The organism is Pseudomonas sp. MDT2-39-1 (assembly GCF_054898085.1).
The window spans coordinates 4,438,191-4,464,664 of the sequence record NZ_CM142716.1 but is presented as its reverse complement, the minus strand read 5'-3'; the positions used below and the strand labels follow the sequence as shown (position 1 = coordinate 4,464,664).

At 59.6% G+C, this 26,474-nt stretch carries 22 protein-coding genes; 8 read left to right on the top strand and 14 right to left on the bottom strand.

Going from position 1 to position 26,474, the window contains the following annotated elements:
* Positions 1–2 precede the first annotated feature (2 nt).
* On the bottom strand, positions 3–3,899 hold the full coding sequence (purL, locus tag ACYZTM_RS20805; protein ID WP_461984406.1) for a phosphoribosylformylglycinamidine synthase: 3,897 nt from the start codon (positions 3,897–3,899) through the stop codon (positions 3–5).
* 274 nt (positions 3,900–4,173) lie between these two features.
* On the opposite strand from purL, the gene mltF reads away from it, so the two are divergent.
* A complete protein-coding gene (mltF, locus tag ACYZTM_RS20800) occupies positions 4,174–5,634 on the top strand; it encodes a membrane-bound lytic murein transglycosylase MltF (RefSeq protein WP_461984404.1) in 1,461 nt (486 codons plus the stop codon).
* A 128-nt stretch (positions 5,635–5,762) separates the two neighbouring features.
* On the opposite strand, the gene pdxJ is transcribed toward mltF, so the two are convergent.
* From pdxJ to lptF, 8 genes are all read right to left on the bottom strand, one after another.
* Positions 5,763–6,506 carry a pyridoxine 5'-phosphate synthase gene (gene pdxJ, locus ACYZTM_RS20795; RefSeq protein ID WP_131062816.1) on the bottom strand — a complete coding sequence of 248 codons (744 nt, stop codon included), beginning with the start codon at positions 6,504–6,506 and terminating at the stop codon, positions 5,763–5,765.
* Positions 6,507–6,555: 49 nt separating this feature from the next.
* The gene (recO, locus tag ACYZTM_RS20790) at positions 6,556–7,239 is read right to left on the bottom strand and encodes a DNA repair protein RecO (protein ID WP_461957355.1); all 684 of its coding nucleotides are present in this window, start codon (positions 7,237–7,239) and stop codon (positions 6,556–6,558) included.
* 165 nt (positions 7,240–7,404) lie between these two features.
* Entirely contained in the window at positions 7,405–8,307 is a 903-nt protein-coding gene (gene era, locus ACYZTM_RS20785) for a GTPase Era (RefSeq protein ID WP_131062818.1), read from the bottom strand.
* The gene (gene rnc / locus ACYZTM_RS20780) at positions 8,300–8,989 is read right to left on the bottom strand and encodes a ribonuclease III (protein WP_010463056.1); all 690 of its coding nucleotides are present in this window, start codon (positions 8,987–8,989) and stop codon (positions 8,300–8,302) included. The genes era and rnc overlap by 8 nt, the downstream gene beginning before the upstream one ends.
* A 184-nt stretch (positions 8,990–9,173) precedes the next feature.
* A complete protein-coding gene (lepB, locus tag ACYZTM_RS20775) occupies positions 9,174–10,028 on the bottom strand; it encodes a signal peptidase I (RefSeq protein ID WP_131062819.1) in 855 nt (284 codons plus the stop codon).
* Between the two features lie 5 nt (positions 10,029–10,033).
* On the bottom strand, positions 10,034–11,833 hold the full coding sequence (gene lepA, locus ACYZTM_RS20770; protein WP_008151572.1) for a translation elongation factor 4: 1,800 nt from the start codon (positions 11,831–11,833) through the stop codon (positions 10,034–10,036).
* A 171-nt stretch (positions 11,834–12,004) separates the two neighbouring features.
* Positions 12,005–13,066 carry an LPS export ABC transporter permease LptG gene (lptG, locus tag ACYZTM_RS20765; protein ID WP_461984401.1) on the bottom strand — a complete coding sequence of 354 codons (1,062 nt, stop codon included), beginning with the start codon at positions 13,064–13,066 and terminating at the stop codon, positions 12,005–12,007.
* A complete protein-coding gene (lptF, locus tag ACYZTM_RS20760) occupies positions 13,059–14,177 on the bottom strand; it encodes an LPS export ABC transporter permease LptF (protein WP_461979742.1) in 1,119 nt (372 codons plus the stop codon). Before lptF ends, lptG begins: the two co-directional genes overlap by 8 nt.
* A gap of 307 nt (positions 14,178–14,484) precedes the next feature.
* Here lptF and ACYZTM_RS20755 point away from each other — a divergent pair, with 307 nt between their 5' ends.
* From ACYZTM_RS20755 to rlmF, 5 genes are all read left to right on the top strand, one after another.
* A complete protein-coding gene (locus ACYZTM_RS20755) occupies positions 14,485–15,975 on the top strand; it encodes a leucyl aminopeptidase (protein WP_461984399.1) in 1,491 nt (496 codons plus the stop codon).
* Between the two features lie 60 nt (positions 15,976–16,035).
* Entirely contained in the window at positions 16,036–16,464 is a 429-nt protein-coding gene (locus tag ACYZTM_RS20750) for a DNA polymerase III subunit chi (RefSeq protein WP_131062823.1), read from the top strand.
* 8 nt (positions 16,465–16,472) lie between these two features.
* On the top strand, positions 16,473–16,859 hold the full coding sequence (locus ACYZTM_RS20745; RefSeq protein ID WP_131062824.1) for a DNA polymerase III subunit chi: 387 nt from the start codon (positions 16,473–16,475) through the stop codon (positions 16,857–16,859).
* A 291-nt stretch (positions 16,860–17,150) separates the two neighbouring features.
* Positions 17,151–19,997: a valine--tRNA ligase gene (locus ACYZTM_RS20740; protein WP_461984396.1), complete on the top strand. Its 2,847-nt coding sequence runs from the start codon at positions 17,151–17,153 to the stop codon at positions 19,995–19,997.
* Positions 19,998–20,231: 234 nt separating this feature from the next.
* On the top strand, positions 20,232–21,254 hold the full coding sequence (gene rlmF / locus ACYZTM_RS20735; RefSeq protein WP_010463074.1) for a 23S rRNA (adenine(1618)-N(6))-methyltransferase RlmF: 1,023 nt from the start codon (positions 20,232–20,234) through the stop codon (positions 21,252–21,254).
* 228 nt (positions 21,255–21,482) lie between these two features.
* Here rlmF and ACYZTM_RS20730 read toward each other — a convergent pair whose 3' ends face one another.
* Positions 21,483–21,764, bottom strand: coding sequence for an HU family DNA-binding protein (locus ACYZTM_RS20730; RefSeq protein ID WP_007905514.1), 282 nt, complete (start codon positions 21,762–21,764; stop codon positions 21,483–21,485).
* A 395-nt stretch (positions 21,765–22,159) separates the two neighbouring features.
* Here ACYZTM_RS20730 and yejK point away from each other — a divergent pair, with 395 nt between their 5' ends.
* The gene (yejK, locus tag ACYZTM_RS20725; RefSeq protein WP_461984394.1) at positions 22,160–23,164 is read left to right on the top strand and encodes a nucleoid-associated protein YejK; all 1,005 of its coding nucleotides are present in this window, start codon (positions 22,160–22,162) and stop codon (positions 23,162–23,164) included.
* A complete protein-coding gene (locus ACYZTM_RS20720; RefSeq protein WP_131062828.1) occupies positions 23,164–23,514 on the top strand; it encodes a glutaredoxin family protein in 351 nt (116 codons plus the stop codon). Before yejK ends, ACYZTM_RS20720 begins: the two co-directional genes overlap by 1 nt.
* Positions 23,515–23,642: 128 nt before the next feature.
* Here the strand turns inward: ACYZTM_RS20720 and ACYZTM_RS20715 are convergent, their stop codons facing one another.
* The 4 genes from ACYZTM_RS20715 to ACYZTM_RS20700 all read right to left on the bottom strand — a co-directional run bounded on the left by ACYZTM_RS20715 (position 23,643) and on the right by ACYZTM_RS20700 (position 26,224).
* On the bottom strand, positions 23,643–24,578 hold the full coding sequence (locus ACYZTM_RS20715; RefSeq protein ID WP_461984391.1) for a glutathione S-transferase family protein: 936 nt from the start codon (positions 24,576–24,578) through the stop codon (positions 23,643–23,645).
* 88 nt (positions 24,579–24,666) lie between these two features.
* The gene (locus tag ACYZTM_RS20710) at positions 24,667–24,978 is read right to left on the bottom strand and encodes a GIY-YIG nuclease family protein (RefSeq protein WP_131062830.1); all 312 of its coding nucleotides are present in this window, start codon (positions 24,976–24,978) and stop codon (positions 24,667–24,669) included.
* Between the two features lie 39 nt (positions 24,979–25,017).
* Positions 25,018–25,488, bottom strand: coding sequence for a nuclear transport factor 2 family protein (locus ACYZTM_RS20705; RefSeq protein WP_131062831.1), 471 nt, complete (start codon positions 25,486–25,488; stop codon positions 25,018–25,020).
* Between the two features lie 103 nt (positions 25,489–25,591).
* Positions 25,592–26,224, bottom strand: coding sequence for a response regulator (locus ACYZTM_RS20700; protein ID WP_131062832.1), 633 nt, complete (start codon positions 26,222–26,224; stop codon positions 25,592–25,594).
* Positions 26,225–26,474: the final 250 nt, after the last annotated feature.

Here is a 26,474-nt window from a genome sequence, read left to right as displayed (position 1 = left end):
TATCAGTTAACCCAGACGCGCGCATTACGGAACATACGCATCCACGGTGCGTCTTCGTTCCAGTCTTCCGAACGCCATGAGTTCTGCACGGCGCGGAACACGCGTTCCGGGTGCGGCATCATGATCGTTACGCGACCGTCGCGGCTGGTCAAACCGGTGATCCCGCGCGGCGAGCCGTTCGGGTTGGCCGGGTAGTTTTCGGTGACCTTGCCATGGTTGTCGACGAAACGCATCGCCACGCAACCCGACAGATCGGCTTCCAGCAACGCTTCTTCGCTGGCGAACTCGGCATGACCTTCACCGTGAGCGATCGCGATCGGCATGCGCGAACCGGCCATGCCTTGCAGGAAGATCGAGTTCGACTCCTGGACCTGAACCATCGCCACGCGCGCTTCGAACTGCTCGGAACGGTTACGCACAAAGTGCGGCCAGAACTCGCTGCCCGGAATCAGCTCGTGCAGGTTGGACATCATCTGGCAACCGTTGCACACGCCGAGGGTGAAGCTGTCGTTACGTTCGAAGAAGCCCTGGAACGCATCGCGAGCACGGCTGTTGAACAGCGCGGACTTGGCCCAGCCTTCACCGGCACCCAGGACGTCGCCGTAGGAGAAACCGCCGCAAGCGACCATGCCCTTGAAGTCGTTCAGGTCGACACGGCCGGCCAGAATGTCGCTCATGTGCACGTCGATCGCGTTGAAACCGGCGCGGTCGAACGCAGCCGCCATTTCCACCTGACCGTTGACGCCCTGCTCACGCAGCACGGCAACTTGTGGGCGGATGCCTTTCTTGATGTAAGGCGCGGCAACGTCCTGGTTGACGTCGTAGCTCAGCTTGACGCTCAGGCCCGGGTTGTCTTCTTCCAGCAGCACGTCGAATTCTTGTTCGGCGCAATCGGCGTTATCACGCAGACGCTGGATCTGGTAGCTGGTTTCAGCCCACTGACGTTGCAGCAGACGACGCTGACCTTCGAAGACAGTGTCGCCGTTGAAGGTGATGCTGATCTCGCCGTTGTTCATCGGCTGACCGACCACCGAAACGCAGTCCCCCAGACCGGCCGCGCTGAACTGCGCGAGGATGTCTGGGGTGGCATCCTGGCGAACCTGAATCACAGCGCCCAGTTCTTCGTTGAACAGGATCGCGGCGATGTCGGCGGAGGTTTCTGCCAGACCGTCGAGGTTAAGGCTCAGGCCGCAGTGGCCGGCGAAGGCCATTTCCACCACGCTGGTCAGCAGACCACCGTCGGAACGGTCATGGTAGGCCAACAGGTGACCGTCGGCGTTGAGGCCCTGGATCACGGCAAAGAAGGCTTTGAGGTCTTCGGCATCATCGACGTCAGGTGCTTGCGAGCCGAGCTTGCCGTGAACCTGAGCCAGGATCGAGGCGCCCATGCGGTTCTGGCCACGGCCCAGATCGATCAGGATCAGGTCGGTGGTGCCCTTGTTCATGCGCAGTTCCGGGGTCAGGGTCTGACGGATGTCAGCCACTGGCGCGAAACCGGTCACGATCAGGGACATTGGCGAGGTGACGGTCTTGTCGACGCCTTCGTCGTTCCAGCGCGTGGCCATGGACATGGAGTCCTTGCCCACCGGAATGGTAATGCCCAGCTCAGGGCACAGTTCCATGCCGACCGCTTTCACGGTGTCGTACAGACGCGCGTCTTCACCTGGGTGACCGGCAGCGGACATCCAGTTGGCCGACAGTTTGATGTCGGAGATTTTGTTGATGCGCGAAGCCGCGATGTTGGTCAGGGTTTCGCCGATGGCCATGCGACCCGACGCCGGAGCGTCCAGCAGTGCCAGCGGAGTGCGCTCGCCCATGGCCATGGCTTCACCAGTGTAAACGTCGAAGCTGGTGGCGGTGACGGCAACGTCGGCCACCGGAACCTGCCACGGGCCGACCATCTGATCACGGGCCACGAGGCCGGTGATGGTGCGGTCGCCGATGGTGATCAGGAAGCTTTTGCTGGCCACGGCCGGGTGATGCAGAACGCGCTCTACGCAGTCTGCAATTTCCAGCGTGCTTGGATCGAAGTCGTCGCCCAGTTCGTTTTCACGAACGGCCGAACGGTGCATGCGCGGGGCTTTGCCCAGCAGCACTTCCAGCGGCATGTCCACCGGGCTGTTGCCGAAGTGGCTGTCGGTGACCGTCAGTTGCGGCTCGGCAGTGGCTTCGCCGACCACGGCAAACGGGCAACGCTCGCGCTCGCAGATCGCCTGGAAGCGTTCGAAATCCGCTGGGCCGACCGCCAGAACGTAGCGCTCCTGGGATTCGTTACTCCAGATTTCGTGCGGGGCCATGCCCGGCTCGTCGTTTGGAATGTTGCGCAGTTCGAAGCGACCGCCACGATTACCGTCGTTGACCAGTTCCGGGAAGGCGTTGGACAGACCGCCCGCGCCGACGTCGTGGATGAAGCTGATCGGGTTTTTGTCGCCCAACTGCCAGCAACGGTCGATGACTTCCTGGCAGCGACGTTCCATCTCAGGGTTTTCGCGCTGTACCGAAGCGAAGTCCAGGTCGGCTGAGCTGGTGCCGGTGGCCATGGAAGAAGCAGCGCCGCCACCCAGACCGATCAACATCGCCGGGCCACCGAGCACGATCAGCTTGGAGCCGACGGTGATCTCGCCTTTCTGTACGTGTTCGGCACGGATGTTACCCATACCGCCGGCCAGCATGATCGGCTTGTGGTAACCGCGAACTTCGTCGCCACGCGGGGTGGTGATCGACTGTTCGAAGGTACGGAAATAACCGGTCAGGGCCGGACGACCGAATTCGTTGTTGAACGCGGCGCCACCCAGTGGGCCTTCGATCATGATGTCCAGCGCGGTGACGATGCGTTCAGGCTTGCCGTACGGCACTTCCCACGGCTGTTCGAAGCCCGGGATCTGCAAGTTCGATACGGTAAAACCGGTCAGGCCAGCCTTTGGCTTGGCGCCACGACCGGTAGCGCCTTCGTCGCGAATCTCGCCGCCGGAGCCAGTGGACGCGCCCGGGAACGGGGCAATCGCGGTCGGGTGGTTGTGAGTTTCGACTTTCATCAGGATGTGCACCGGTTCCTGCACCGCGCCGTACTGGCGGGTTTCAGGGTCCGGGAAGAAACGGCCGGCGACGTTACCGACGATCACCGAAGCGTTGTCCTTGTAAGCCGACAGCACGCCTTCGCTGTGCATCACGTAGGTGTTCTTGATCATGCCGAACAGGCTTTTTTCCTGGCTCTGACCATCAATGTCCCAACTGGCGTTGAAGATCTTGTGACGGCAGTGCTCGGAGTTCGCCTGGGCGAACATCATCAGTTCGATGTCGTGCGGGTTGCGCTTCAAACCAACGAAGGCGTTGACCAGGTAGTCGATTTCGTCTTCGGCCAGGGCCAGGCCCAGCTCGGTGTTGGCTTTTTCCAGCGCGGCGCGGCCGCCACCCAGCACGTCGATCGCGGTCAGCGGTTTCGGCTCGGCGTGGCTGAACAGGCCGGCGGCGTGTTCGAGGTTGCCCAATACGATCTGGGTCATGCGGTCGTGCAGCGCATCGGAGATCAGCTGAGCGTCGGCGTCGCTGAACTGGCCGGCCACGTAGAACGCGATGCCGCGCTCCAGGCGCTGGATCTTGCTCAGGCCGCAGTTGCGAGCGATGTCGCTGGCCTTGCTGGACCATGGCGAGATGGTGCCGAAACGCGGCAACACCAGGAACAGACGACCGGTCGGCTCTTGTACCGGAACACTTGGACCGTACTTCAGAAGGCGCGCAAGCACCTGCTGTTCGTCGCCGGTCAGGACGCCGGTAACTTCAGCGAAGTGAGCGAATTCAGCATACAAGCCGCTGACAGCCGGGACCTTCTGGCTCAGTTGCTCAAGGAGTTTGCTGTGGCGAAAGGCAGAAAGGGCAGGAGCGCCGCGCAGGATCAACATCTTCGGGACAGCCTCGGGAAGGGGTGTGCTTTGAGGCCGTGCATTCTAGCCTAAACCGCCCGCGACAGCACCCGAAACGGTACGCATGGCTGTACCCGAACGTCGGGCCGGGTATCCGGACCTGAAACCTGTGTTCTGCGACGGTTATTTTTTCTGTCACAAAATGCGGTCCGGGCCCATTCCTGCGGGCTCCACGCGGGTTTCCCGCGCCCTACCAGACAAGCCCTTCGCTGTCGAGATATGGCGCTCGTGGTCCTTTGCGTATACTGCGCAGATGTTTTCCCCAACGGCTTTGCGTCCGCGGTACGCCAAATGGCTGATCGCAACCGGACTCTTCCTGATGCTCAGTGGCTGTGTTGATAAACCCAACACACTGGAGCGCATAAAGGAGGATGGCGTGCTGCGGGTGGTTACCCGAAACAGCCCCGCCACCTACTTTCAGGATCGCAACGGTGAAACCGGCTTCGAATACGAGCTGGTGAAGCGCTTCGCCGACGATCTGGGGGTGGAGCTCAAGATCGAGACCGCCGACAACCTTGACGACCTGTTCAGTCAGGTGGGCAAGCCTAACGGCCCGGTGCTGGCTGCTGCCGGTCTGGTCAGCAGCGAGCAACGCAAACAACAGGTGCGGTTTTCCCACTCCTACCTGGAAGTCACCCCACAGATCATCTACCGCAACGGCCAATCGCGGCCGACCGACGCGGGCGACCTGGTCGGCAAGAAGATCATGGTGCTCAAGGGCAGCACCCACGCCGGGCAACTGGCGGAGCTGAAAAAGAAATATCCAGGCATTGAATACGAAGAGTCCGACGCGGTTGAAGTCGTCGACCTGCTGCGCATGGTCGATGAAGGTCAGATTGATCTGACCCTGGTCGACTCAAACGAAGTGGCGATGAACCAGGTCTACTTCCCCAAGGTGCGGGTAGCCTTCGACCTCGGTGACGCCAGCAACCAGAGTTGGGCCGTGGCCTCTGGCGACGACAACAGCTTGCTCAACGAGATCAACGCCTACCTCGACAAGGTGAAGAAGAACGGCACCCTGCAACGCCTGAAAGACCGCTATTACGGGCACGTCGATGTGCTCGGCTACGTCGGCGCCTATACCTTCGCCCAACACTTGCAACAACGTCTGCCCAAATACGAACAGCACTTCAAGGCGTACGCCAAGAAAGAGAAAGTCGATTGGCGCCTGCTGGCCGCGGTCGGCTATCAGGAATCGCTATGGCAAGCGGCCGTCACATCGAAGACCGGCGTGCGCGGACTGATGATGCTGACCCAGAACACCGCGCAGGCGATGGGCGTTTCCAATCGACTGGACCCCAAACAAAGCATCATGGGCGGCGCCAAGTACCTGGCCTACGTGAAGGATCAGTTGGATGAGTCGATCCAGGAGCCGGATCGCACCTGGTTTGCACTGGCGGCCTACAACGTTGGCGGCGGTCACCTGGATGACGCACGCAAACTGGCGGCCAAGGAAGGTCTGAACCCGGACAAGTGGCTGGACGTGAAGAAGATCCTGCCGCGGCTGTCAGAGAAGAAGTGGTACAGCAAGACGCGTTATGGCTACGCCCGGGGCGGCGAGCCTGTGCATTTCGTGGCGAACATCCGTCGCTACTACGACATCCTGACGTGGGTGACGCAACCGCAACTTGAAGGCAATCAGGTGGCCGAGGGCAACCTGCATGTACCTGGGGTCGACAAGACCAAGCCGAATCAGGAAACCCCGCAGCTCTGACAGAACAACCGAGATCAAATGTGGGAGCGGGCTTGCTCGCGAAAGCGGTGTGTCAGTCAACGAAGATGTTGAATGTTAAACCGCATTCGCGAGCAAGCCCGCTCCCACAGGGGTGTTATGTTGGGTTTTTAGGCTTTTGCGGCGGCCAGGATCAATGCCTTCATCTCCGAAACAGCCGACTTGAACCCAACGAACAACGCATGGGCCACCAGCGCATGGCCGATGTTCAATTCGTTGATGCCCTTGATCGCGGCCACGGCTTCAACGTTGTGATAATGCAGTCCGTGACCGGCATTGACGATCAACCCCTGAGCCAGGCCAAACGCGACGCCATCCGCCACACGCTTAAGCTCTTCAGCCACTTCAGTCGGCGTCTCGGCATCGGCATAACGACCGGTGTGCAATTCGATTGCCGGCGCACCCACACGACGGGACGCTTCGATCTGCCGCTCGTCAGCATCGATGAACAGCGACACTTCACAGCCGATCTTTGACAGGCGATCCACCGCTGCTTTAATCCGTACTTCCTGTCCCGCTACGTCCAGGCCACCTTCAGTGGTCAGTTCCTGACGGGTTTCCGGGACCAGGCAAATGTGCGCCGGGCGGATGCGCTCGGCGAACAGCATCATTTCTTCGGTGACGCCCATTTCGAAGTTCATGCGGGTTTGCAGCACGTCCTTGAGCAACAGCACGTCGCGTTCCTGGATGTGCCGGCGGTCTTCGCGCAGGTGCACGGTGATGCCGTCAGCGCCCGCCTCTTCCGCGTCCAGTGCTGCCTTGACCGGATCCGGGTAGCGAGTGCCCCGGGCCTGACGCAGGGTGGCAACGTGGTCGATGTTCACGCCAAGAAGAATGCGATTGCTGGTGGTCAAGGAAGCGCTCCTGAAGATAGGGAAGTTCGGTGCACAGCATACGGGGTGATCAGGGCTTGCGAAACAGTTCGCGGCTGACGAGGGGACGACCGCCCAGGTGAACGGCCAACGCCTGGCGCATCAGACGTTTGGCAGCGGACAATGCGCCGGGCGCGGTCCAGTCAGCGTCGGCCATGGCCAACAGCTCGGTGCCGTTGAACAGGCCGGGTTGCAGCAAGTACACCTGCTCCAGGCCGGCGTCCACTTGCAATCGGTACAGACCGTCCGGGGCGATGGGCTCGCCGTGGATGTCGGTGGTCAGGGCGAAGCCGTAACCGAGGTCGTCGAGCAGGCGCCATTCGAAGGATCGCAGCAACGGTTCCAGTGGGCGCCCTTCGGCCAGCGCGAGCAACGTCGCGGCATAGTGATCGAACACGCCAGGGTGCGGGTCTTCTGCGGGCAACAGGCGGATCAGCAGTTCATTGAGGTAGAGGCCACTGAACAGGGCCTCACCGATGAGCCATGTAGAAGTACCCGCACTTTCCATGCGTCCGACATTCTTCAGCTCGCCACGTCCGCGAAACTCGACTTCCAGCGGCACGAATGGTCGGGCCAATGTCCCGGCCTTGCCCCGCGCGCTACGCAACACCGCCCGCAGCCGACCTTGCGGCGTGAGGAAGTCCACCAGCGCGCTGCTTTCGCGGTAGGCGCGGCTGTGAAGCACGAAAGCGGGTTGGCCGATGGGCTGGGACATGGAGTTCTCAATGACGGAACGCAGTTTTACAAACAACCCGAAACCAATGCGGGAGCGGGCTTGCTCGCGAATGCGGTGTGACAGTCAACATCAATGCTGAATGTTACATCGTCTTCGCGAGCAAGCCCGCTCCCACAGAGGTTATACGGTGCAGCGTCGACCGGGTTACAGATCGCCGTAACCCAGCGAACGCAGAGCGCGCTCGTCGTCAGACCAGCCGCCTTTCACTTTCACCCACAGGTTGAGCATGATCTTGGAGTCAAACAGCAGCTCCATATCCTTGCGCGCCTCGGTGCCGATGCGTTTGATCCGCTCGCCCTTGTCGCCGATGATGATTTTCTTCTGACCGTCACGCTCGACGAGAATCAAGGCATGGATGTGCAGGGTTTTGCCCTGCTGCTTGAACTCTTCGATTTCGACCGTGATCTGGTACGGCAGCTCGGCGCCCATCTGGCGCATGATTTTCTCGCGTACCAGTTCAGCGGCGAGGAAGCGGCTGCTGCGGTCGGTGATCTGGTCTTCCGGGAAGAAGTGATCGTTTTCCGGCAGGTAGCCGGCAATCACACGCTCCAGCGCTTCGAGGTTGTGCCCGTGCTGGGCCGAGATCGGCATGATCTGCGCGTTCGGCAACTGTTCCTGCAACCAGGTCAGGTGCGGCATCAGCTCGGATTTGTCTTCGATGCGATCGGTCTTGTTCAGCGCCACGATCAGCGGGCCGGTCACGTACTGGACGCGTTCGAGAACCATCTGGTCTTCGTCGGTCCATTTGGTGCGGTCAACCACGAAGATCACCACGTCGACGTCTTTCAACGCCGCCGAAGCGGTCTTGTTCATGTAGCGGTTCAGAGCCTTTTCGCCGCCCTTGTGCATGCCCGGGGTGTCGACGTAGATCGCCTGCACGGCGCCTTCGGTCTTGATGCCCAGCATGTTGTGACGGGTGGTTTGCGGCTTGCGCGAAGTGATCGCCAGCTTCTGACCCAGGATATGGTTCAGCAGCGTGGACTTGCCCACGTTGGGACGGCCGACGATGGCAACATAGCCACAGCGAGTTGCAGTTGAATCAGTCATTGCCATTCTCCACACCCAGGGCAATCAGTGCTGCGGCGGCCGCTACCTGTTCGGCAATACGACGACTCACACCCTGACCTCGGCTTTTTTCATTCAGTAAGGTGATTTCACATTCGACGAAGAACGTCCGGCAATGCGGCTCACCCTGGATATCCACCACTTCGTAACGCGGCAGCTCGCAACCACGCGATTGCAGAAATTCCTGCAGGCGGGTTTTTGGATCTTTGTTGGTGTCGACCAGCGTCAGGCCTTCGAACTCACCGGCCAGCCAGGCCAGCACGCGCTCGCGCGCCATGTCCATGCCAGCATCGAGGTAGATCGCACCAATCAGTGCTTCCAGGGCATCGGCCAGAATCGACTCGCGACGGAAGCCGCCGCTTTTCAACTCACCGGAGCCCAGGCGCAGGTATTCGCCCAGGTCGAAACCGCGGGCCAGTACGGCCAGCGTCTCACCTTTCACCAGGCGTGCGCGCAAACGCGACAACTGGCCTTCGCGGGCCAGCGGGAAGCGATCGAACAGCGCCTCGCCAGCGACGAAGTTGAGGATGGCATCACCGAGGAATTCCAGGCGTTCGTTGTTGCGCCCGGCAAAACTGCGGTGAGTCAGGGCCAGGACCATCAGTTCCTGATCCTTGAAGGTGTAGCCGAGCTGACGCTCTAGACGGCTTAAGGAGACGCTCACGGTTTACCCACGCTGAGTTCGTGGCTGGATTCCACCGCCATGGCCGTGGTGCGGCGCAGGCTTGGGACAATTAACGCTGTGTTCAAAAATAACGTCCTGAATATCATTGGCTTCATGCTTTCGGCGCCGATTGTGTCGACTCCAGAAATGCATTCGGCGCTGTGTTCAATAGCGCCGTGTGTGATTACTTGATCAGGCCAACCCGCGAGAAATTCGGCAGGTGACTGAGTTTGGGTTCCGGCCAGCTCATCCAGACTGCGAAGGCCTTGCCGACGATATTCTTGTCGGGAACCATGCCCAGCAGATCCTTGGGAATGCTCGGATCATCCCAGTAGCGACTGTCGTTGGAGTTGTCGCGGTTGTCGCCCATCATGAAATAGTGCCCGGCCGGCACGGTCCACGAATGGTCCGGCGTTGCGCGGTAGCGGCTCATTTCCTTGCGGATCAAGTGCTCGGCCACGCCGAGTTTTTCCTTGTAGAGCTCGGCACTGCCCAGCGTGCCCGGCTCGGAGCCGACCCGTTGTTCGGCAATCGATTCGCCGTTGACAAACAAGCGCTTGTCGGCGGTGTAACGAATCTGGTCACCCGGCAGGCCCACCACACGCTTGATGTAGTTGACGTTCGGATCGCTCGGGTAGCGGAACACCATCACATCGCCGCGCTGCGGATCACCGACTTCGATGACTTTCTTGTCGAGCACCGGCAGGCGGATCCCGTAAGAAAACTTGTTCACCAGAATGAAGTCGCCGACGTCCAGGGTCGGTTTCATCGAGCCGGAAGGAATCTGGAACGGCTCCACGAGGAACGAACGCAGCACCAGCACGATGAACAACACCGGGAAGAACGACTTGCCGTATTCGACCAGCAGCGGCTCTTTGTTCAGTTTCTCGACGACCACCATGTCAGCCTGGCTGACGCTCCCCTGATAGGAGTTGATGGCAGCCCGGCGCCGAGGCGCCAGGAACAGCAGATCGAGCAACGCCAACAGGCCGCAGACGAACACGGCGATGACCAGCAACAGCGGGAAATTTAGCGACATAGGACCTAACTATCCAACCTGAGCACCGCAAGGAAGGCTTCTTGTGGAATTTCCACGTTGCCGACTTGCTTCATGCGTTTTTTACCGGCCTTCTGCTTTTCAAGCAGCTTTTTCTTACGGCTTACGTCACCGCCGTAGCATTTGGCCAATACGTTCTTTCTGAGAGCCTTGACGGAGGTCCGCGCAATGATCTGCCCGCCAATGGCGGCCTGGATCGCGACGTCGAACATCTGGCGCGGAATCAGTTCTTTCATCTTCTCGGTCAACTGGCGACCTTTGTAGTGCGCGTTATCCTTGTGCACGATCAGCGCCAGGGCGTCGACCTTGTCACCGTTGATCAGCACATCCAGTTTCACCAGATTAGCTGATTGATAACGGTCGAAATGGTAATCCAGCGAAGCATAACCGCGGCTGGTGGACTTCAGACGGTCGAAGAAGTCGAGGACCACTTCGTTCATCGGCAAATCGTAGGTCACCTGGACCTGCGTACCGAGGAACAACATGTCGTGCTGCACACCACGCTTCTCGATGCACAGGGTAATGACGTTGCCCAGATGCTCTTGCGGCACAAGAATGTTGGCCCGCACGATCGGTTCGCGCATGTCTTCGATCGAGGACAGGTCTGGAAGCTTCGACGGGTTGTCGACGTAAATCGTTTCACCGGTTTTCAGCAACAGCTCGAAAATAACCGTCGGCGCCGTGGTGATCAGGTCCAGGTCGTACTCGCGCTCCAGGCGCTCCTGGATGATTTCCATGTGCAGCATGCCGAGGAACCCGCAACGGAAGCCGAAGCCCAGGGCGTCGGAGCTTTCCGGGGTGTACTGCAGGGACGAGTCGTTGAGCGTGAGCTTTTGCAGGGCTTCACGGAAATCTTCGAAGTCGTCGGAGCTGACCGGGAACAGGCCGGCGTAGACCTGCGGCTGAATGCGTTTGAAGCCTGGCAGCACGTCAACGTCTGGCGTGGAGCTCAAGGTCAGGGTGTCACCGACCGGTGCACCGTGAATGTCCTTGATGCCGGCAATGATGAAGCCCACTTCGCCGGCCTTCAGGTCAACAGTGGCGGTGTGTTTCGGGTTGAAGACACCGACGCTGTCCACCAGGTGGATCTTGCCGGTGGATTTGACCAGGATCTTGTCGCCCTTCTTCACGCGACCGTGGCGCACGCGCACCAGGGAAACAACGCCCAGGTAATTGTCGAACCAGGAATCGATGATCAACGCTTGCAGCGGATCTTCATAGTTGCCGGTTGGCGCAGGAATGGTCTTGACCAGGCGCTCGAGCACTTCGTCGACGCCCAGACCGGTCTTGGCACTGCACTCGACCGCATCGGTGGCATCGATGCCGATGATTTTTTCGATTTCTTCTTTGACGCGGTCCGGATCGGCCTGCGGCAGGTCGATCTTGTTCAGGACCGGCATCACTTCCAGGCCCTGCTCAATCGCGGTGTAGCAGTTGGCAACCGATTGCGCTTCAACGCCTTGACCGGCATCGACCACCAGCAACGCGCCTTCACAGGCCGCCAGCGACCGGCTGACTTCATAGGTGAAGTCGACGTGGCCCGGGGTGTCAATGAAGTTCAGCTGGTACTTGATGCCATCGCGAGCGGTGTAATACAGGGTGACGCTGTGGGCCTTGATGGTGATCCCGCGTTCACGTTCCAGGTCCATGGAGTCCAGCACCTGGGCTTCCATTTCGCGCTCGGCGAGGCCGCCACACATCTGGATGAAGCGATCGGCCAGCGTCGACTTGCCATGGTCAATGTGGGCGATGATGGAGAAATTGCGGATATGACTCAAATCACTCACGGATCAACACTCAAAAAGGCTGCAGGCATAGCCCGCCGAAAAATAGCCGGGAATTGTACCTGATCCACGGCGCAAGCGTCACGTTCGCAGGTCAGACGGCACTTACAAAAACGCCCCGGTCTTGCGACAGGGGCGTTTTTTGTGACCCGCGGGGTCGGGAAAAACCCGTGATCAGCCGGCTCGGCGCAACAGCCAGACACCGGCCAAGGCACAGACGCCGGCCGGAACCAGCACCGCAAACAGCGGCGAGAATCCGAACACCAGGCTCGAAGGCCCCAGCAAATCCTGGACGATGCGAAAGGTGAAGCCGACCAGCACGCCAGTGAACACCCGCTGACCGAGGGTCACCGAGCGCAACGGGCCAAAGATGAAGGAAATCGCCATCAATACCAGCGCCGCGGTCACCAGCGGCTGCAACACCTTGACCCAAAACGCCAGCCAGTAACGGCCGTTGCTCAACCCCTGGTCAGCCAGGTAGTGGATGTAACCCCACAGGCCGCTGATCGACAGCGTGTCAGGCGACATCACCACCGTGCTCAGCAGTTGCGGACTCAAGGCGACATCCCAACGCTCGTCAGGGGTGGTGACCACTTCGGTGCTCTTTTCATGGAACAGCGTGGTGGTGACGTCGCTCAACTGCCAGTGATCCTGATCGAACTTCGCCCGCTTGGCGAAGCTGGACGACAGCATATGACGCTCATTATCGAAACGATAACGGGTGACGCCGTACAGCAAACCGTTCGGTTGCACAGAGTTGACGTGAATGAACTCATCACCCTGGCGGTGCCACAGACCATGCTTGGCGCTCTGCGCATCGCCGCCACCCTGAGCCAGGGAGCGGTTGGCCTGAGCGGTGACTTCGGTGGCCGGCGCGACGTATTCGCCGATCAGCACACCCACCACCATCAGGACCAGCATTGGCTTCATGACCGCCCAGACGATCCGGCCGACCGACACGCCGGCGGCGCGCATGATGGTCAGCTCGCTGTGGCTGGCCAGGCTGCCAAGGCCGATCAGGCAACCGATCAGCGCCGCCATTGGCAACATGTCGTACAAACGACGGGGCGCAGTCAGCAAGACGTAGCTCAAAACGTCGATCAAGGTGTAGGTATCGCTGACCTCGCTCATCTCATCGATGAAGGCAAACAACGTCGCCAGGCCAAGAATAATCCCCAGTACCGCCAGGATTGCTACGAATACGCTGCTACCGATGTAGCGATCCAACTTAACCACGGGCCACCTCCAGTGCAGCTCGGCGACTCGCCATCTTCAAGCGCAACGGCTCCCAATAGAGCAAGCCCAGGCCAATGGCCAGGAAAATTGCGTGCACCCACCACAACCCCAGCGCCGGCGGGATCTTGCCTTTTTCGAGGGCGCCGCGCGCGGCAATCAGGATGCTCAGGTAAGCCATATAAAGAAGAATCGCCGGCAGCAGCTTGAGGAAACGCCCCTGGCGTGGATTGACCCGCGACAGCGGCACCGCCATCAGGGTCACGATGAACACCAGCAATGGCAGGGACAGACGCCATTGCAGTTCAGTGCGCGAGCGGATGTCATCGCTGCCGATCAAGGAACGGGTGGTCATTGCATCGCGGTCGGTGACTTCGTCGCTGACGTCCGGCTTGGGCAGCAATACGCCGTACTCCTCGTATTTGATCGCCCGGTAGTCGGCCTGCCCTGGGTTACCGTCGTAGCGATAGCCGTTGTCGAGAATCAGATAACGATTGCCGTCAGGGCGGATTTCCTGACGACCCTTCTCAGCCACCAGCACGGAAATCCCGCGATCCTTCTTATCGGAGCTGATGTTTTTTTGCGAAATGAACACACCGCCCAAATTGATGCGGTCATCCGACAGCTGCTCGGTGTAGGTCACCCGGGTACCGTCGCGCAGGGCCTGAAAACGACCCGGCTCCAGGGTATCGAACTCGGTCAGCGCGTCCTGCTTGTTCAGCAGCAACTGGAACTGATTGGCACCTTGTGGCGCCAGGCTCAGACTCAGCCAGGCCACGACCAGCGCAACCAGCGTGGCCGGAAACAGCGTCATGGCAAGCAGACGTTGCTGGCTCATGCCGGTGGCCGACAACACAGTCATTTCGCTTTCGAGGTACAGCCGACCGTAGGCCAGCAGGATCCCGAGAAACAGGCCCAGTGGCAGGATCAGCTGCAGGAAACCTGGCAGACGAAAGCCCATGATCAGGAACAGGGAGCCCGGATCCAGCAGGCCCGAGGCCGCCTGGGCGAGGTATTTGATGAAGCGACCGCTCATGATGATGACCAGCAGCACGGCGCTGACGGCGCTCAAGGTCAACAGGACTTCGCGGGACAGATAACGGAAGACAATCAAACCAGACACTCCAGGGTTGTCAGGCTAAGGCGGCCAAACAAGCAAACGTATCAGACAGCCCGCAGGGCAGGGCCGCCGAAAAAGTTGGCGCATTATCCTGTGATTGAGTGCGCCTGTCACTGCGCATGCTCAAGCAGGCGGGTAATGCGTTGAAGATCGTACAACCGAGGGTTGTCAGGCGCAGTGAGCGAGGTTCAAACTGCGGCCTTTGTCGCGGGCCGTGACCTGCGTCTTTCTATTTATAAGCAAGCGTCTGTGCGCCGCCGTTTTACCCGCGCACGTTGACCATTAATTCAGGGACCCGGACATGGAACTGGTTGTAAAAAGCGTTAGCCCAGAAACGTTGAAGACCGCCACTCTGGTGGTCGCCGTCGGCGAAGGCCGCAAGCTCGGCGCCGTGGCAAAACAACTCGACGAACTGAGCGGCGGCGCGATCAGCACGGTACTCAAGCGCGGCGACCTGGCCGGCAAAGTCGGCCAGAGCCTGTTGCTGCACAGCCTGCCTAACCTCAAGGCCGAGCGCGTTCTGCTGGTCGGCGTAGGCAAGGACGAAGAGCTGGGTGACCGCCCGTTCCGTAAAATCATCGCTGGCGTCCTCAACACCCTTAAAGGCCTGGGCGGCACCGACGCCGTGCTGGCGCTGGACGAAGTCGTGATCAAAGGCCGCGACAGCTACGGCAAAATCCGCCTGCTGGCCGAAACCCTGGTGGACGGCGAATACACCTTCGACCAGTTCAAGAGCCAGAAAGCCGAACCTCGTTCCCTGAAGAAAATCACCCTGGTGACCATCAAGGCTGCACAGGCCGAAGTCGAGCGCGCCGTGGCCCACGCCACTGCGATTGCCAACGGCATGGCATTCACCCGCAACCTGGGCAACCTGCCGCCGAACATCTGCCACCCGACATTCCTCGGCGAACAAGCCAAGAACCTGGGTAAGGAATTCAAAAGCCTGAAAGTCGAAGTCCTTGATGAGAAGAAGATCAAGGAACTGGGCATGGGCTCGTTCTACGCCGTGGGCCAGGGCAGCGCCCAGCCTCCGCGCCTGATCGTCATGCAATACAACGGCGGCAAGAAATCCGAGAAGCCATACGCACTGGTCGGCAAAGGCATCACCTTTGACACCGGCGGCATCAGCCTGAAACCAGGCGCCGGCATGGATGAAATGAAGTACGACATGGGCGGCGCGGCCAGCGTGTTCGGCACCCTGCGCGCCGTGCTCGAGCTGAAACTGCCGATCAACCTGGTGTGCATCCTGGCCTGCGCCGAGAACATGCCGAGCGGCAATGCTTCGCGCCCAGGCGACATCGTCACCACCATGAGCGGCCAGACTGTTGAAATCCTCAACACCGACGCCGAAGGCCGTCTGGTGCTGTGCGATGCACTGACCTACTCCGAGCGCTTCAAGCCGCAAGCCGTGATCGACATCGCGACCCTGACCGGCGCTTGCGTCGTTGCCCTGGGTTCCCACACCTCCGGCCTGCTGGGCAACAACGACGAGCTGATCGATCAACTGCTGAGCGCCGGCAAGGCTGCCGACGACCGCGCATGGCAACTGCCGCTGTTTGATGAGTACCAAGAGCAGCTGGACAGCCCGTTCGCCGACATCGCCAACATTGGCGGCCCGAAAGCCGGCACCATCACCGCAGCCTGCTTCCTGTCGCGCTTCACCAAGAACCTGAACTGGGCGCACCTGGACATCGCCGGCACCGCATGGACCAGCGGCGGCAAGGACAAGGGCGCCACTGGCCGTCCGGTTCCGTTGCTGACCCAATACCTGCTGGACCGCGCCAAAGCCTGAAACCGATGACCTCGGGTGGCGTCACTTCCGGGTGACGCCGTTCGTGGCTCAGGAACCGCAATGACCAAAGTCGACTTCTATATCCTGCCCAGCGCCGATCCGTCGGCACGGCTGGATTTTGCCTGCAAACTCACCGAAAAAGCCTGGCGCATGGGCCACCGCATTTACCTGCATTGCAGCGATGCCGCCCAACGCGAGGATCTCGATGCACGTTTATGGGCTTTCAAGGGTGAAAGCTTCGTGCCTCACGGGCCTGCCGAAAGCGAACCTGAGGGTTTGATTGTGCTAGGACTGGGTGATGACTGCGGTCCGCATCAGGATCTGCTGGTCAATCTCGACCTGAAAGTGCCGGTGTTCGCCAAACAGTTCGCCCGCGTGGCGGAAGTGGTGGTGGAAGATCCGACGATTCGTGCGGCCGCGCGGGAGAGTTTCCGTTTCTATCGCGAACAGGGCTATCCTCTGCAAGATCACCGATTACAGCGACTTTGAGCATTCCGATGGACACTCCAAAACCGCAACAGAAGTCCGCGCACCTGCTGGATGACCTCGAGTCGATCCGCCAACTGCTCGGCGATGACAACCTGCAACCGCCGCTGCTGACCGACACGGTCGAAGACGGTGATCAGGAACAGATTCCGATGTTGTTCGACTCCGTCAGCGGTGCGCCGCAGGACGTCGAACCGACACCACCCGCCCCTGCCGCGCAACCGGCACCGGCGGCCGGCAAAGGTCCTGATGCCTTGCTGCATCTCGACAGCGAACTGCGTGCTGCTGCGATGTTGATCATGCAAGACGTGATCGATGATTTTGCACCGCACATTGAAACCGAGATCAAGCGCCGGCTGGATGCGCGGATGGAGCGGTTGCTTAGCCAGTACGAATAACACCCTCTCCTGTGGAAGCAAGCCTTTGTGGTGAGGGGATTTAGCGAAACGTCGCACCGCCCCGTTGGGCTGCGAAGCGGCCCCCAGCATTTCATTCGCACTACGCATTTACAGGGTTGACGACTGCTGCGCAGCCGAACGGGGTGGTGCGGCATTCCAATTAACCCCTCGCCACAAAGGCTCACTCCCACATTAGGTCTGCGCGCCGTCCGCCCCTGCTCGCCCTCTGCCTCATGCCCCGCTATACTTGCCGGCTTTTCCTGAATAAATGCCAATAGGGTCCCGCCGCGCATGGATAAGACCTACCAGCCGCACGCCATTGAAACTTCCTGGTACAACACCTGGGAGTCAGAGAATTACTTCGCCCCGCAAGGCGCGGGCGAGTCCTACACCATCATGATCCCGCCGCCGAACGTCACCGGCAGCCTGCACATGGGTCACGGCTTCAACAACGCGATCATGGACGCCCTGATCCGTTTCCGCCGCATGCAGGGTCGCAACACCCTGTGGCAACCGGGTACCGACCACGCCGGTATCGCCACGCAAATGCTGGTGGAACGTCAACTCGAAGCCCAGGGCCAGAATCGCCACGACCTGGGCCGTGAGAAATTCCTCGAGAAAGTCTGGGAGTGGAAGGATCAGTCCGGCGGCAACATCAGCCGTCAGATCCGCCGTCTCGGTTCGTCCGTGGACTGGGGCCGCGAGCGCTTCACTATGGACGATGGCCTCTCGGAAGCCGTTAAAGAAGCCTTCGTTCGGTTGCACGAAGACGGCCTGATCTACCGCGGCAAGCGTCTGGTCAACTGGGACACCAAGTTGCACACGGCGATTTCCGACCTCGAAGTGGAAAACCACGACGAGAAAGGTTTCCTGTGGAACCTGAAATACCCGCTGGCCGACGGCGTCAAGACCGCTGAAGGCAACGATTACCTGATCGTCGCGACCACTCGCCCGGAGACCATGCTCGGCGACTCCGCCGTCGCGGTTAACCCGAACGATGAACGCTACAAAGCCCTGATCGGCAAATTTGTCGAGCTGCCGCTGGTCGGCCGCCGCATCCCGATCATCGCCGACGATTACTGCGACCCAGAATTCGGCACCGGTTGCGTGAAAATCACCCCGGCCCACGATTTCAACGACTACGAAGTCGGCAAGCGCCACAACCTGCCGCTGCTGAACATCTTCGACAAGAACGCTGCCGTACTGCCGGCCTGTCAGGTGTTCAACCTGGACGGCACGCTGAATGAAAGCATCGACGGCAAGATACCGGCCGAATACGCCGGTCTGGACCGTTTTGAAGCGCGCAAGCAAATCGTGGCTGCGTTCGATGCTGCCGGCCTCTTGGTCAGCGTCAACGATCACGCGCTGAAAGTGCCGAAAGGCGACCGTTCCGGCACGATCATCGAGCCATGGCTGACCGACCAGTGGTACGTATCCACCAAGCCGTTGGCCGAGCCTGCGATTGCTGCCGTTGAAGACGGCCGTATCCAGTTCGTGCCGAAACAATACGAAAACATGTACTTCTCGTGGATGCGCGACATCCAGGATTGGTGCATCAGCCGTCAGCTGTGGTGGGGTCACCGGATTCCGGCCTGGTACGACGAGTCGGGCAAGGTCTATGTCGGTCGCGACGAAGCCGAAGTACGTGCCAAGAACAACCTTGGCCAGGACGTTGCGCTGCAACAGGACAACGACGTTCTCGATACCTGGTTCAGTTCGGGCCTGTGGACGTTCTCCACCCTCGGCTGGCCTGAGCAGACCGAGTTCCTGAAGAAATTCCACTCCACCGACGTGCTGGTGACTGGCTTCGACATCATTTTCTTCTGGGTCGCCCGGATGATCATGATGACCATGCACCTGATGAAGAATGAGGACGGCACGCCGCAGGTTCCATTCAAGACCGTCTACGTGCACGGCCTGGTGCGTGATGGCCAGGGCCAGAAGATGTCCAAGTCCAAGGGCAACGTCCTGGACCCGCTGGACATCATCGACGGTATCGAGCTCGAAGAGCTGGTGCAGAAACGCACGTCCGGCATGATGCAGCCGAAACTGGCGAAAAAGATCGAGAAGCAGACCCGCGACGAGTTCGCCGATGGCATCGCCAGCTACGGCACCGACGCCCTGCGTTTCACCTTCTGCTCACTGGCCTCCACCGGTCGTGACATCAAGTTCGACATGGGCCGCGTCGAAGGCTATCGCAACTTCTGCAACAAGATCTGGAACGCCGCGCGTTATGTTCTGGACAAGGGTGAAGACTGCGGCCAGAACGGCGAGGCTTACGAGCTGTCCCTGGCGGATCGCTGGATCATCTCGCAGCTGCAACGCACCGAAGCCGAAGTGACCCGTCAACTCGATCAGTTCCGTTTCGACCTGGCGGCACAAGCCTTGTACGAGTTCATCTGGAACCAGTATTGCGACTGGTACCTGGAACTCTCCAAGCCTGTGCTGTGGGACGAAAACGCCCCGGTAGAGCGTCAGCGCGGTACACGTCGCACACTGGTTCGGGTGCTGGAAGTCGCATTGCGCCTGGCGCACCCGTTCATGCCGTTCATCACCGAAGAAATCTGGCAGCGCATCGCGCCGCTGGCCGGTATCGAAGGTAAGACGATCATGCTGCAACCTTGGCCAGTGGCCAATGAAGAGCGCATCGATCCGGCGGCCGAGAACGATATCGAGTGGCTCAAGGAACTGATGCTCGGCACGCGCAACATCCGTGGCGAGATGAACATCGGTCCGGGTAAGCCGCTGCCGATCTATCTGAAAAACGTCAGCGCCGAAGATCAGCGTCGTCTCACCGAGAACGAAGCCCTGTTGAAGAAGCTGGCTCGCCTCGAATCGATCACTGTGTTGGCTGCCGGCGCAGAAGCACCGCTGTCCGCTACCGCACTGGTCGGCGAGATGGAAGTGCTGGTGCCGATGGCCGGCCTGATCGATAAAGATGCCGAACTGGCGCGTCTGGACAAGGAAATCCTGCGTCTGCAAGGCGAAGTTCAGCGCGTGGGTGGCAAGCTGTCCAACGCTGGCTTCGTCGACAAGGCTCCAGCCGAAGTCATCGACAAGGAACGCGCTAAACTGGCCGAAGCTGAACAGGCTTTGGGCAAATTGGCGGAGCAGCATGCGCGGATTGCCAGCCTGTAACGGCAAATCGCAATGAACAAGGGAGGCCCGAAACGGCCTCCCTTTTTTGTGCCTGCCCCTTTTCGCTTTCTGTAGGAGCGAGGCTTGCCCGCGAAGAACGATAACGCGGTCTACCTGATTGACCGTGTCGCATCCTTCGCGGGCAAGCCTCGCTCCTACAGGAGGATCCCCGCGTTGCCATCGACTGTGGGACAATACCCGCCACTTTTAGCCATACCCGAATCGACAACGCCCATGAACGCCCCCCGCACACCAAGACCTGCGCGCAAGAAGCCTGACACCGCCACCCCGGCCAAAGCCGTGGAGCCTCGTGAGAAGGCCAGCCTGCATCCGCGCAACCGCCATCAGGGTCGCTACGACTTTCCGGCGCTGATCAAAACCACGCCGGAACTGGCGAAGTTCGTGATCATCAACCCGTACGGCAAGGAAAGCATCGACTTCGCCAGCCCCGATGCGGTGCGTGTGTTCAACCGGGCGCTGCTCAAGTCGTTTTACGGCATCGCCCACTGGGACATCCCGGCCGATTACCTCTGCCCGCCAGTTCCGGGGCGTGCTGACTACGTGCACTTCCTGGCCGACCTGCTGGCCAGCGTCAACGACGGCGAGATTCCCCGCGGCGCGCCGGTCAAGGTGCTCGATATCGGCATGGGCGCCAACTGCGTCTATCCGTTGATCGGCTACAGCGACTACCGCTGGCACTTCCTTGGCTCGGAAATCGACCCGACGGCCGTGGCTGCGGCCAAAGCCATCGTGCAGTCCAACGGGCTGAACAAAGCCATCCAGTTGCGCCAGCAAAGCAATCCCAAGCACATTCTGTTGGGCCTGCTTGAACCCGGCGAGCGTTTTGACCTGACCATGTGCAACCCGCCGTTTCATGCATCGATGGACGAGGCGACCAAGGGCAGCGAACGCAAATGGCGTGCTCTGGGCCGTGCCGACCCGAAGCGCAAGCTGCCGGTGCTGAACTTCGGTGGTCAATCGGCCGAACTGTGGTGTGAAGGTGGTGAAGCACGGTTTGTGACGCAGTTGATCGCCGAAAGTGCGCATTTCCAGCACAAAGTGCTGTGGTTTAGCACGCTGGTTTCGAAGGCGTCGAACCTGCCTTCGATCCAGACGGCGCTGAAAAAGGCCGGCGTACTGGAAAGCCAGGTCGTGGAAATGTCCCAGGGCCAGAAGCAAAGCCGCTTCGTCGCATGGACCTTCCAGACCAAATCCGAGCAGCAGGTGTGGCGTGAACGTTGGGCCCGTAAAAGCTGAGTAAAGCTATTTCCGAGCTGTCAAAATCAAATGTGGGAGCGAGCATGCTCGCGATAGCGGTGTATCAGTCGACTTTTTTGGTGACTGACCCACCGCCATCGCGAGCAGGTCGAATCGTCGCACCGTCGCACCCACATGGTATTAGGTGTTTGCAGGTCAATCGCTGAATTTCAGACACAAAAAAGCCGTGCCCGGATTGCTCCGGAGCACGGCTTTTTTTACTGCGTCTTACTTGTTAACAGCGTCGGTCAGGCCTTTGGCCACAACCAGCTTGATAACTTTCTTGGCAGCGATTTCGATGGCAGCGCCAGTCGAAGGGTTGCGGCCGGTACGGGCTGGACGCTCGGTCACTTTCAGTTTGCCGATACCTGGCAGAGTGATTTCGCCGCCGTTTTCCAGCTGATCGGCAACGATTTGGCCCAGTTGGTCCAGAGCGTTACGCGCGGTGGTTTTTGGCGCGTCGATAGCTTCAGCGATGTCGGCGATCAGTTGGTCTTTAGTAAGAGCCATGTAGTGTTCCTTCCCTATCAAATTCATATGGATTGCAGAGTGCAGTGTCAGCCATCGAGCCCGATCTTCTGGATCTGGCACCCTCGGCCAATAACCACGGGATCGGGGTTATAGATACCGAAATCAGGGTTTGGTTCGACCTGACAAATGCTGAATGCACGCTTAACGCAGTGACTTCGCGTAAGACCGGGCAAAACTAGCACAGAGACGGGGAAATATCCGCCTCTAGCTACCCATTTGGTCAGCTTTATTGCTCTAAAACGGGAAAAAACCGCATAAGGGCCGCCGGACGGCTGTGAATTGCCCTTCGAGCCGCGCCAAAACCAGTGGTTGCGGTACACTTGGCACTTTTTTGGGGGAGCACGCCCTCCTCTCTTCAATCAGCCGAGAAGCCCATGCCGATCCGTCATTGCATCGTCCACCTGATCGACAAAAAACCCGACGGCACACCTGCAGTTCTCCACGCCCGCGACTCGGAACTGGCCGAGTCGAGCGCTATCGAGAACATGCTTGCCGACCTCAACGAGAGCTACAACGCCAAACAAGGCAAGGCCTGGGGTTTCTTCCATGCCGAGTCCGGGGCGCATCCGTTCAGCGGCTGGCTGAAGGAATACCTCGACGGTGGCAAGGATTTCACGGCGTTCAGCCGGGTGGCGGTGGAACACCTGCAAAAACTGATGGAAGAGTCGAATCTCTCTGTGGGCGGCCACGTGCTGTTCGCGCATTACCAGCAGGGCATGACCGATTACCTGGCCATCGCGCTGCTGCACCACAGTGAAGGCGTTGCAGTGACCGATCAGTTAGACGTGACACCGTCCCGGCACCTTGATTTGGGCCAGTTGCACCTGGCGGCACGGATCAATGTGTCCGAGTGGCAGAACAACAAGCAATCAAAGCAGTACATTTCGTTCATCAAAGGCAAGAACGGAAAAAAGGTTTCGGAGTATTTCCGCGACTTCATTGGCTGCCAGGAAGGCGTCGACGGCCCGGGCGAAACCCGCACCCTGCTCAAGGCCTTCAGTGATTTCGTTGAAAGCGAGGATTTGCCGGAAGAATCCGCCCGCGAAAAGACCAAGACCCTGGTGGATTACGCCAGCAGCCAGGCCAAGCTTGGCGAGCCGATGGGCCTGGTAGAACTCTCGGAACTGATCGATGAAGAGCGCCCGAAAGCCTTCTACGATCACATCCGCAACAAGGATTACGGCTTGTCGCCGGAGATCCCGGCGGATAAACGCACCTTGAACCAGTTCCGTCGCTTCACCGGCCGCGCTGAAGGCCTGTCCATCAGCTTCGAAGCACACCTGCTGGGCTCGAAGATTGAATACGACGAAGAAGCCGGCACGCTGATCATCAAGGGCCTGCCCACGCAGCTGACCGATCAGCTCAAGCGACGCAATTGATGCTGAACGGCCTGCTGAAAAAATTCCTGCTGATCCTGCTGGTGGTCGTGGTTTACCAGAACTGGGGCAAGATCGAGCGGCTATTCAATCCGAGCCAAGTGGTGTCCGAGCAGACCCATGCCAAGGCCAACGTCGTGCTCTACGCGACCGACTGGTGCGGCTACTGCAAACTGACGCGGCGCTTTCTCGATCAGAAAGGCATTCCGTATAAGGAATTCGATATCGAGAAAGACGCCGAGGCCCGCAAGGCCTATGAGGCGCTGGGGGGACGCGGGATTCCGTTGATCGATGTGAACGGGACGTTGATTCGCGGGTATGACCCCGATGAAATTCTCGCTGCCCTGAAATAATCAGCTCGGAATTATCAATACCTGTGGCGAGGGGATTTATCCCCGTTGGACTGCACAGCAGTTCCTTTTCTTAGGGGCCGCTTCGCAGCCCAACGGGGATAAATCCCCTCGCCACAGGTGTGTGTTGATCAGTGCTTTTCGATGCGGAATCCGAACCGCGGAAAGTGCACATGCACCACACCGCCCCGCTCGTCTTCGCGACGCAGAATCAACTCTTCGTGCCCCGCAAACAGCAACTCACCTGCCACCGGGTCAACGCCGTAATCCGTTGCCGCGATGACCACCCGCTGGCCAACCTCAAAACCATTCGGCTCATCGAATTGCTCATCCGGCAACGCGGCCGGTGTGGCATTGCGCGCAATCTCCAGCGCTTCCTCGGACGACATCTCGCTGAAAGCGCCATGCCCGAACCCCATCACGCGACCGAACCACGCCGACACCGCCGGATAAGCATCCACCAACGGTGCGGTCACGGGCGTGGCCTTGAGGAACCACAACGGATGGGCCAGGGCGAAGTCGGCAATCGACGGCTCGCCCAACAGGAAGTCGCCCTGTTCACGCTGAAGCTGCTGCTCCAGGCGTGCCATGAGGGTCGGCCATTGATGCCTGGCTTGCTCGGCAGACAGTTTTGTGGCGCTGCCACCGCTGAAGAGTCCGGCGCGATCAGCCAGAAACGCCTTGATCGCTTCCGGCGGTAAGTTGCCGAAACGCACCGCTATCGATTCCGGCTGAAACACCAGGCTGACCGCATGCTGGAATACCACCGAATCGGCCCAGGCGGCGAAGGTCGCAGCGATCATTTCCTGACCTTCCGGGAAGAACGCCGGCAAGGCTTTTTCCTGCTCCAGACGACGGGCAATCAGCGACGTGTCGCAATAAATATCAGCACCAATCTGCAGCACCGGCGTCCGGCGGTAGCCACCGGTCAGCGCGGTCAGATCAGGTTTTGGCATGATCGGCGCGATCTTCACCGAGCGCCAGGACAGCCCCTTGAAGCCCAGCAGCAGACGGGCCTTTTCGGCAAAAGGGGACGTCGGGTAATGATGGAGAATCAATTCGGACATGCTCGGCTCCGCCGCACGGATAAGGAACCCGCAGCTTAGCGCGCAATCCGGGGGCAGCCTACAGATCTGCCTGATGGGAACTTATCAGTCAGGTTGATAAGCCCGCGACAGCGCTGGCGACCAGACATTCCTTGGCGCTTTTCTTGAGTTTTTTGATCAAGCGTTCTTGCCGCAGTGCTTCGCTTTTATCGCGGCAGACCTCGGTATAGACCAAGGCCACAGCAGGACTGGAGAGGAAGAAACGTGCGCCCTTGCCACTCTGGTGGGTGGCGAAGCGGCGGACGGGATCGTCGCTGATCCCGCAGTACAGCGAACCATTGGCCGCGCGAACGAGGTAGACGAACCAGGATTTGTTCACTGGCGTGTCGGCGTCGACAGGGATTTCGCTGAGGGTAGTCACGTAACGATCAAGGCTTGTAGGAAACAAGCCGCGATCTTATCAGCGACTGGCCTGAAATGCCTTCAACCCCTTCAACGCTTGAGCGCGAACGGCATTTCTCACCGCTGGCGACCAGCCCAGCAGCAACCCCTTGAAACCCAGCGCCTGCCGCGACCAGGCCCACATATCGAAGCTGTCATGGTGCTCGCAAATCTTGCCGTCACGGAAGACGAACTGCGCCTGAATATCGTTGACCACCGTGTTGCCGGTCTGGCTGAACAGGTAGGTCGCGACCCAATGTGCGCCCCCCGTGCGTTCCTCGGCTCGAACGTTGTCGAACGTCATGGAAAATTCCTTCGCCCGAGTCGTGAGCATGCGCCACATGTCGCCGGCATCGCGGCCGTGCAGTTCGCCAAAGGCCGGATCACTGAACAGCACATCGTCGGTGTAGCAGGCGCTCATGGCCTCGGCATCCAGCCGCTGGAAGGCTTGGTAGAACTGGGTGATCAATGCGCGGTTGGCGTCACTCATGGACAGGCTCCGAAGTTTTTACAGGATTGCCTGCACGATAGTCTGCAAATGCACGGAACACTATTGGCATTCGTGGCGGGAATACCCTGAGGTGCGCCGACGCCTAATGCACCATGCCGCTATCACGAGCATAAGCAAAGAGATCCACATCCGTGGAAATGCCCAGCCTCTGCATGGCCATGCTTTTCTGTTTACTGATCGTCGAAACGCTGCGCTTGAAGTAGCTGGCGATTTCACTGACGGTCATGCCACTGGCGAGCATTCTCACCACTTCATGTTCTTTGGCTGACAGCGAAGGGGAACACGACTGAGCCGCGGTGTCTGCCTGAGCCAGCGCCGTGCGCAAGGACTCGCTGATGAAACGCCGCCCTTCGCTCACCGATTTGATCGCCAGGGGAAGCTCCGTCGCCGAGGCATCCTTGGCGACGATCGCCATCACCCCTTGAGCGAATGCCACTCTCAGCGTCGCAACGTTGGCAAACATCGTGACCAGAATAATCGGCGTCGAAGCGTAGTGACGTCGAACCGTGCTGAGCATCTTCAGTCCATCGGCCTGTTGGTTGCCCGGCATGGAGAAGTCCGTGATCAACAGATCGCAAGGCGTGATTGAGAGAAGGCGCAACAGGCTGTCCGGTCCATCGGCCTCACCCACGACCACACACCTGCGGGTTAGATCGATGAGCATCCGTAACCCGATGCGGACGACAGGATGGTCGTCAGCAATAATTACGCGCATTGTCGGATTTATCCTGTTTGGTGACTGGAATACGCGAAAAATAACGCCGTCCTATTCCGACCACAACGACCAATCTCGACCGCATAACCACTTCCCCCAACGTATCCGAGACTCTGTCCTTTCTCTGATAAAACAAAAGGAACCGCCCTACGTTTTAAAGCTACGCAGTTCACACCAAAAGACTACAGACAACACGTCGAAAAATGAGATCTGTAGCTCGCCATGAACTTTCATACCCCGGGCCCTACTT

Excerpts from the sequence above, each read along its gene's own strand:
- purL (WP_461984406.1), bottom strand. The coding sequence starts at position 3,899 with ATGTTGATCCTGCGCGGCGCTCCTGCCCTTTCTGCCTTTCGCCACAGC.
- mltF (WP_461984404.1), top strand. The coding sequence starts at position 4,174 with ATGTTTTCCCCAACGGCTTTGCGTCCGCGGTACGCCAAATGGCTGATC.
- recO (WP_461957355.1), bottom strand. The coding sequence starts at position 7,239 with ATGTCCCAGCCCATCGGCCAACCCGCTTTCGTGCTTCACAGCCGCGCC.
- era (WP_131062818.1), bottom strand. The coding sequence starts at position 8,307 with ATGACTGATTCAACTGCAACTCGCTGTGGCTATGTTGCCATCGTCGGC.
- lepB (WP_131062819.1), bottom strand. The coding sequence starts at position 10,028 with ATGTCGCTAAATTTCCCGCTGTTGCTGGTCATCGCCGTGTTCGTCTGC.
- ACYZTM_RS20755 (WP_461984399.1), top strand. The coding sequence starts at position 14,485 with ATGGAACTGGTTGTAAAAAGCGTTAGCCCAGAAACGTTGAAGACCGCC.
- ACYZTM_RS20750 (WP_131062823.1), top strand. The coding sequence starts at position 16,036 with ATGACCAAAGTCGACTTCTATATCCTGCCCAGCGCCGATCCGTCGGCA.
- ACYZTM_RS20745 (WP_131062824.1), top strand. The coding sequence starts at position 16,473 with ATGGACACTCCAAAACCGCAACAGAAGTCCGCGCACCTGCTGGATGAC.
- ACYZTM_RS20740 (WP_461984396.1), top strand. The coding sequence starts at position 17,151 with ATGGATAAGACCTACCAGCCGCACGCCATTGAAACTTCCTGGTACAAC.
- rlmF (WP_010463074.1), top strand. The coding sequence starts at position 20,232 with ATGAACGCCCCCCGCACACCAAGACCTGCGCGCAAGAAGCCTGACACC.
- ACYZTM_RS20730 (WP_007905514.1), bottom strand. The coding sequence starts at position 21,764 with ATGGCTCTTACTAAAGACCAACTGATCGCCGACATCGCTGAAGCTATC.
- yejK (WP_461984394.1), top strand. The coding sequence starts at position 22,160 with ATGCCGATCCGTCATTGCATCGTCCACCTGATCGACAAAAAACCCGAC.
- ACYZTM_RS20720 (WP_131062828.1), top strand. The coding sequence starts at position 23,164 with ATGCTGAACGGCCTGCTGAAAAAATTCCTGCTGATCCTGCTGGTGGTC.
- ACYZTM_RS20715 (WP_461984391.1), bottom strand. The coding sequence starts at position 24,578 with ATGTCCGAATTGATTCTCCATCATTACCCGACGTCCCCTTTTGCCGAA.
- ACYZTM_RS20705 (WP_131062831.1), bottom strand. The coding sequence starts at position 25,488 with ATGAGTGACGCCAACCGCGCATTGATCACCCAGTTCTACCAAGCCTTC.
- ACYZTM_RS20700 (WP_131062832.1), bottom strand. The coding sequence starts at position 26,224 with ATGCGCGTAATTATTGCTGACGACCATCCTGTCGTCCGCATCGGGTTA.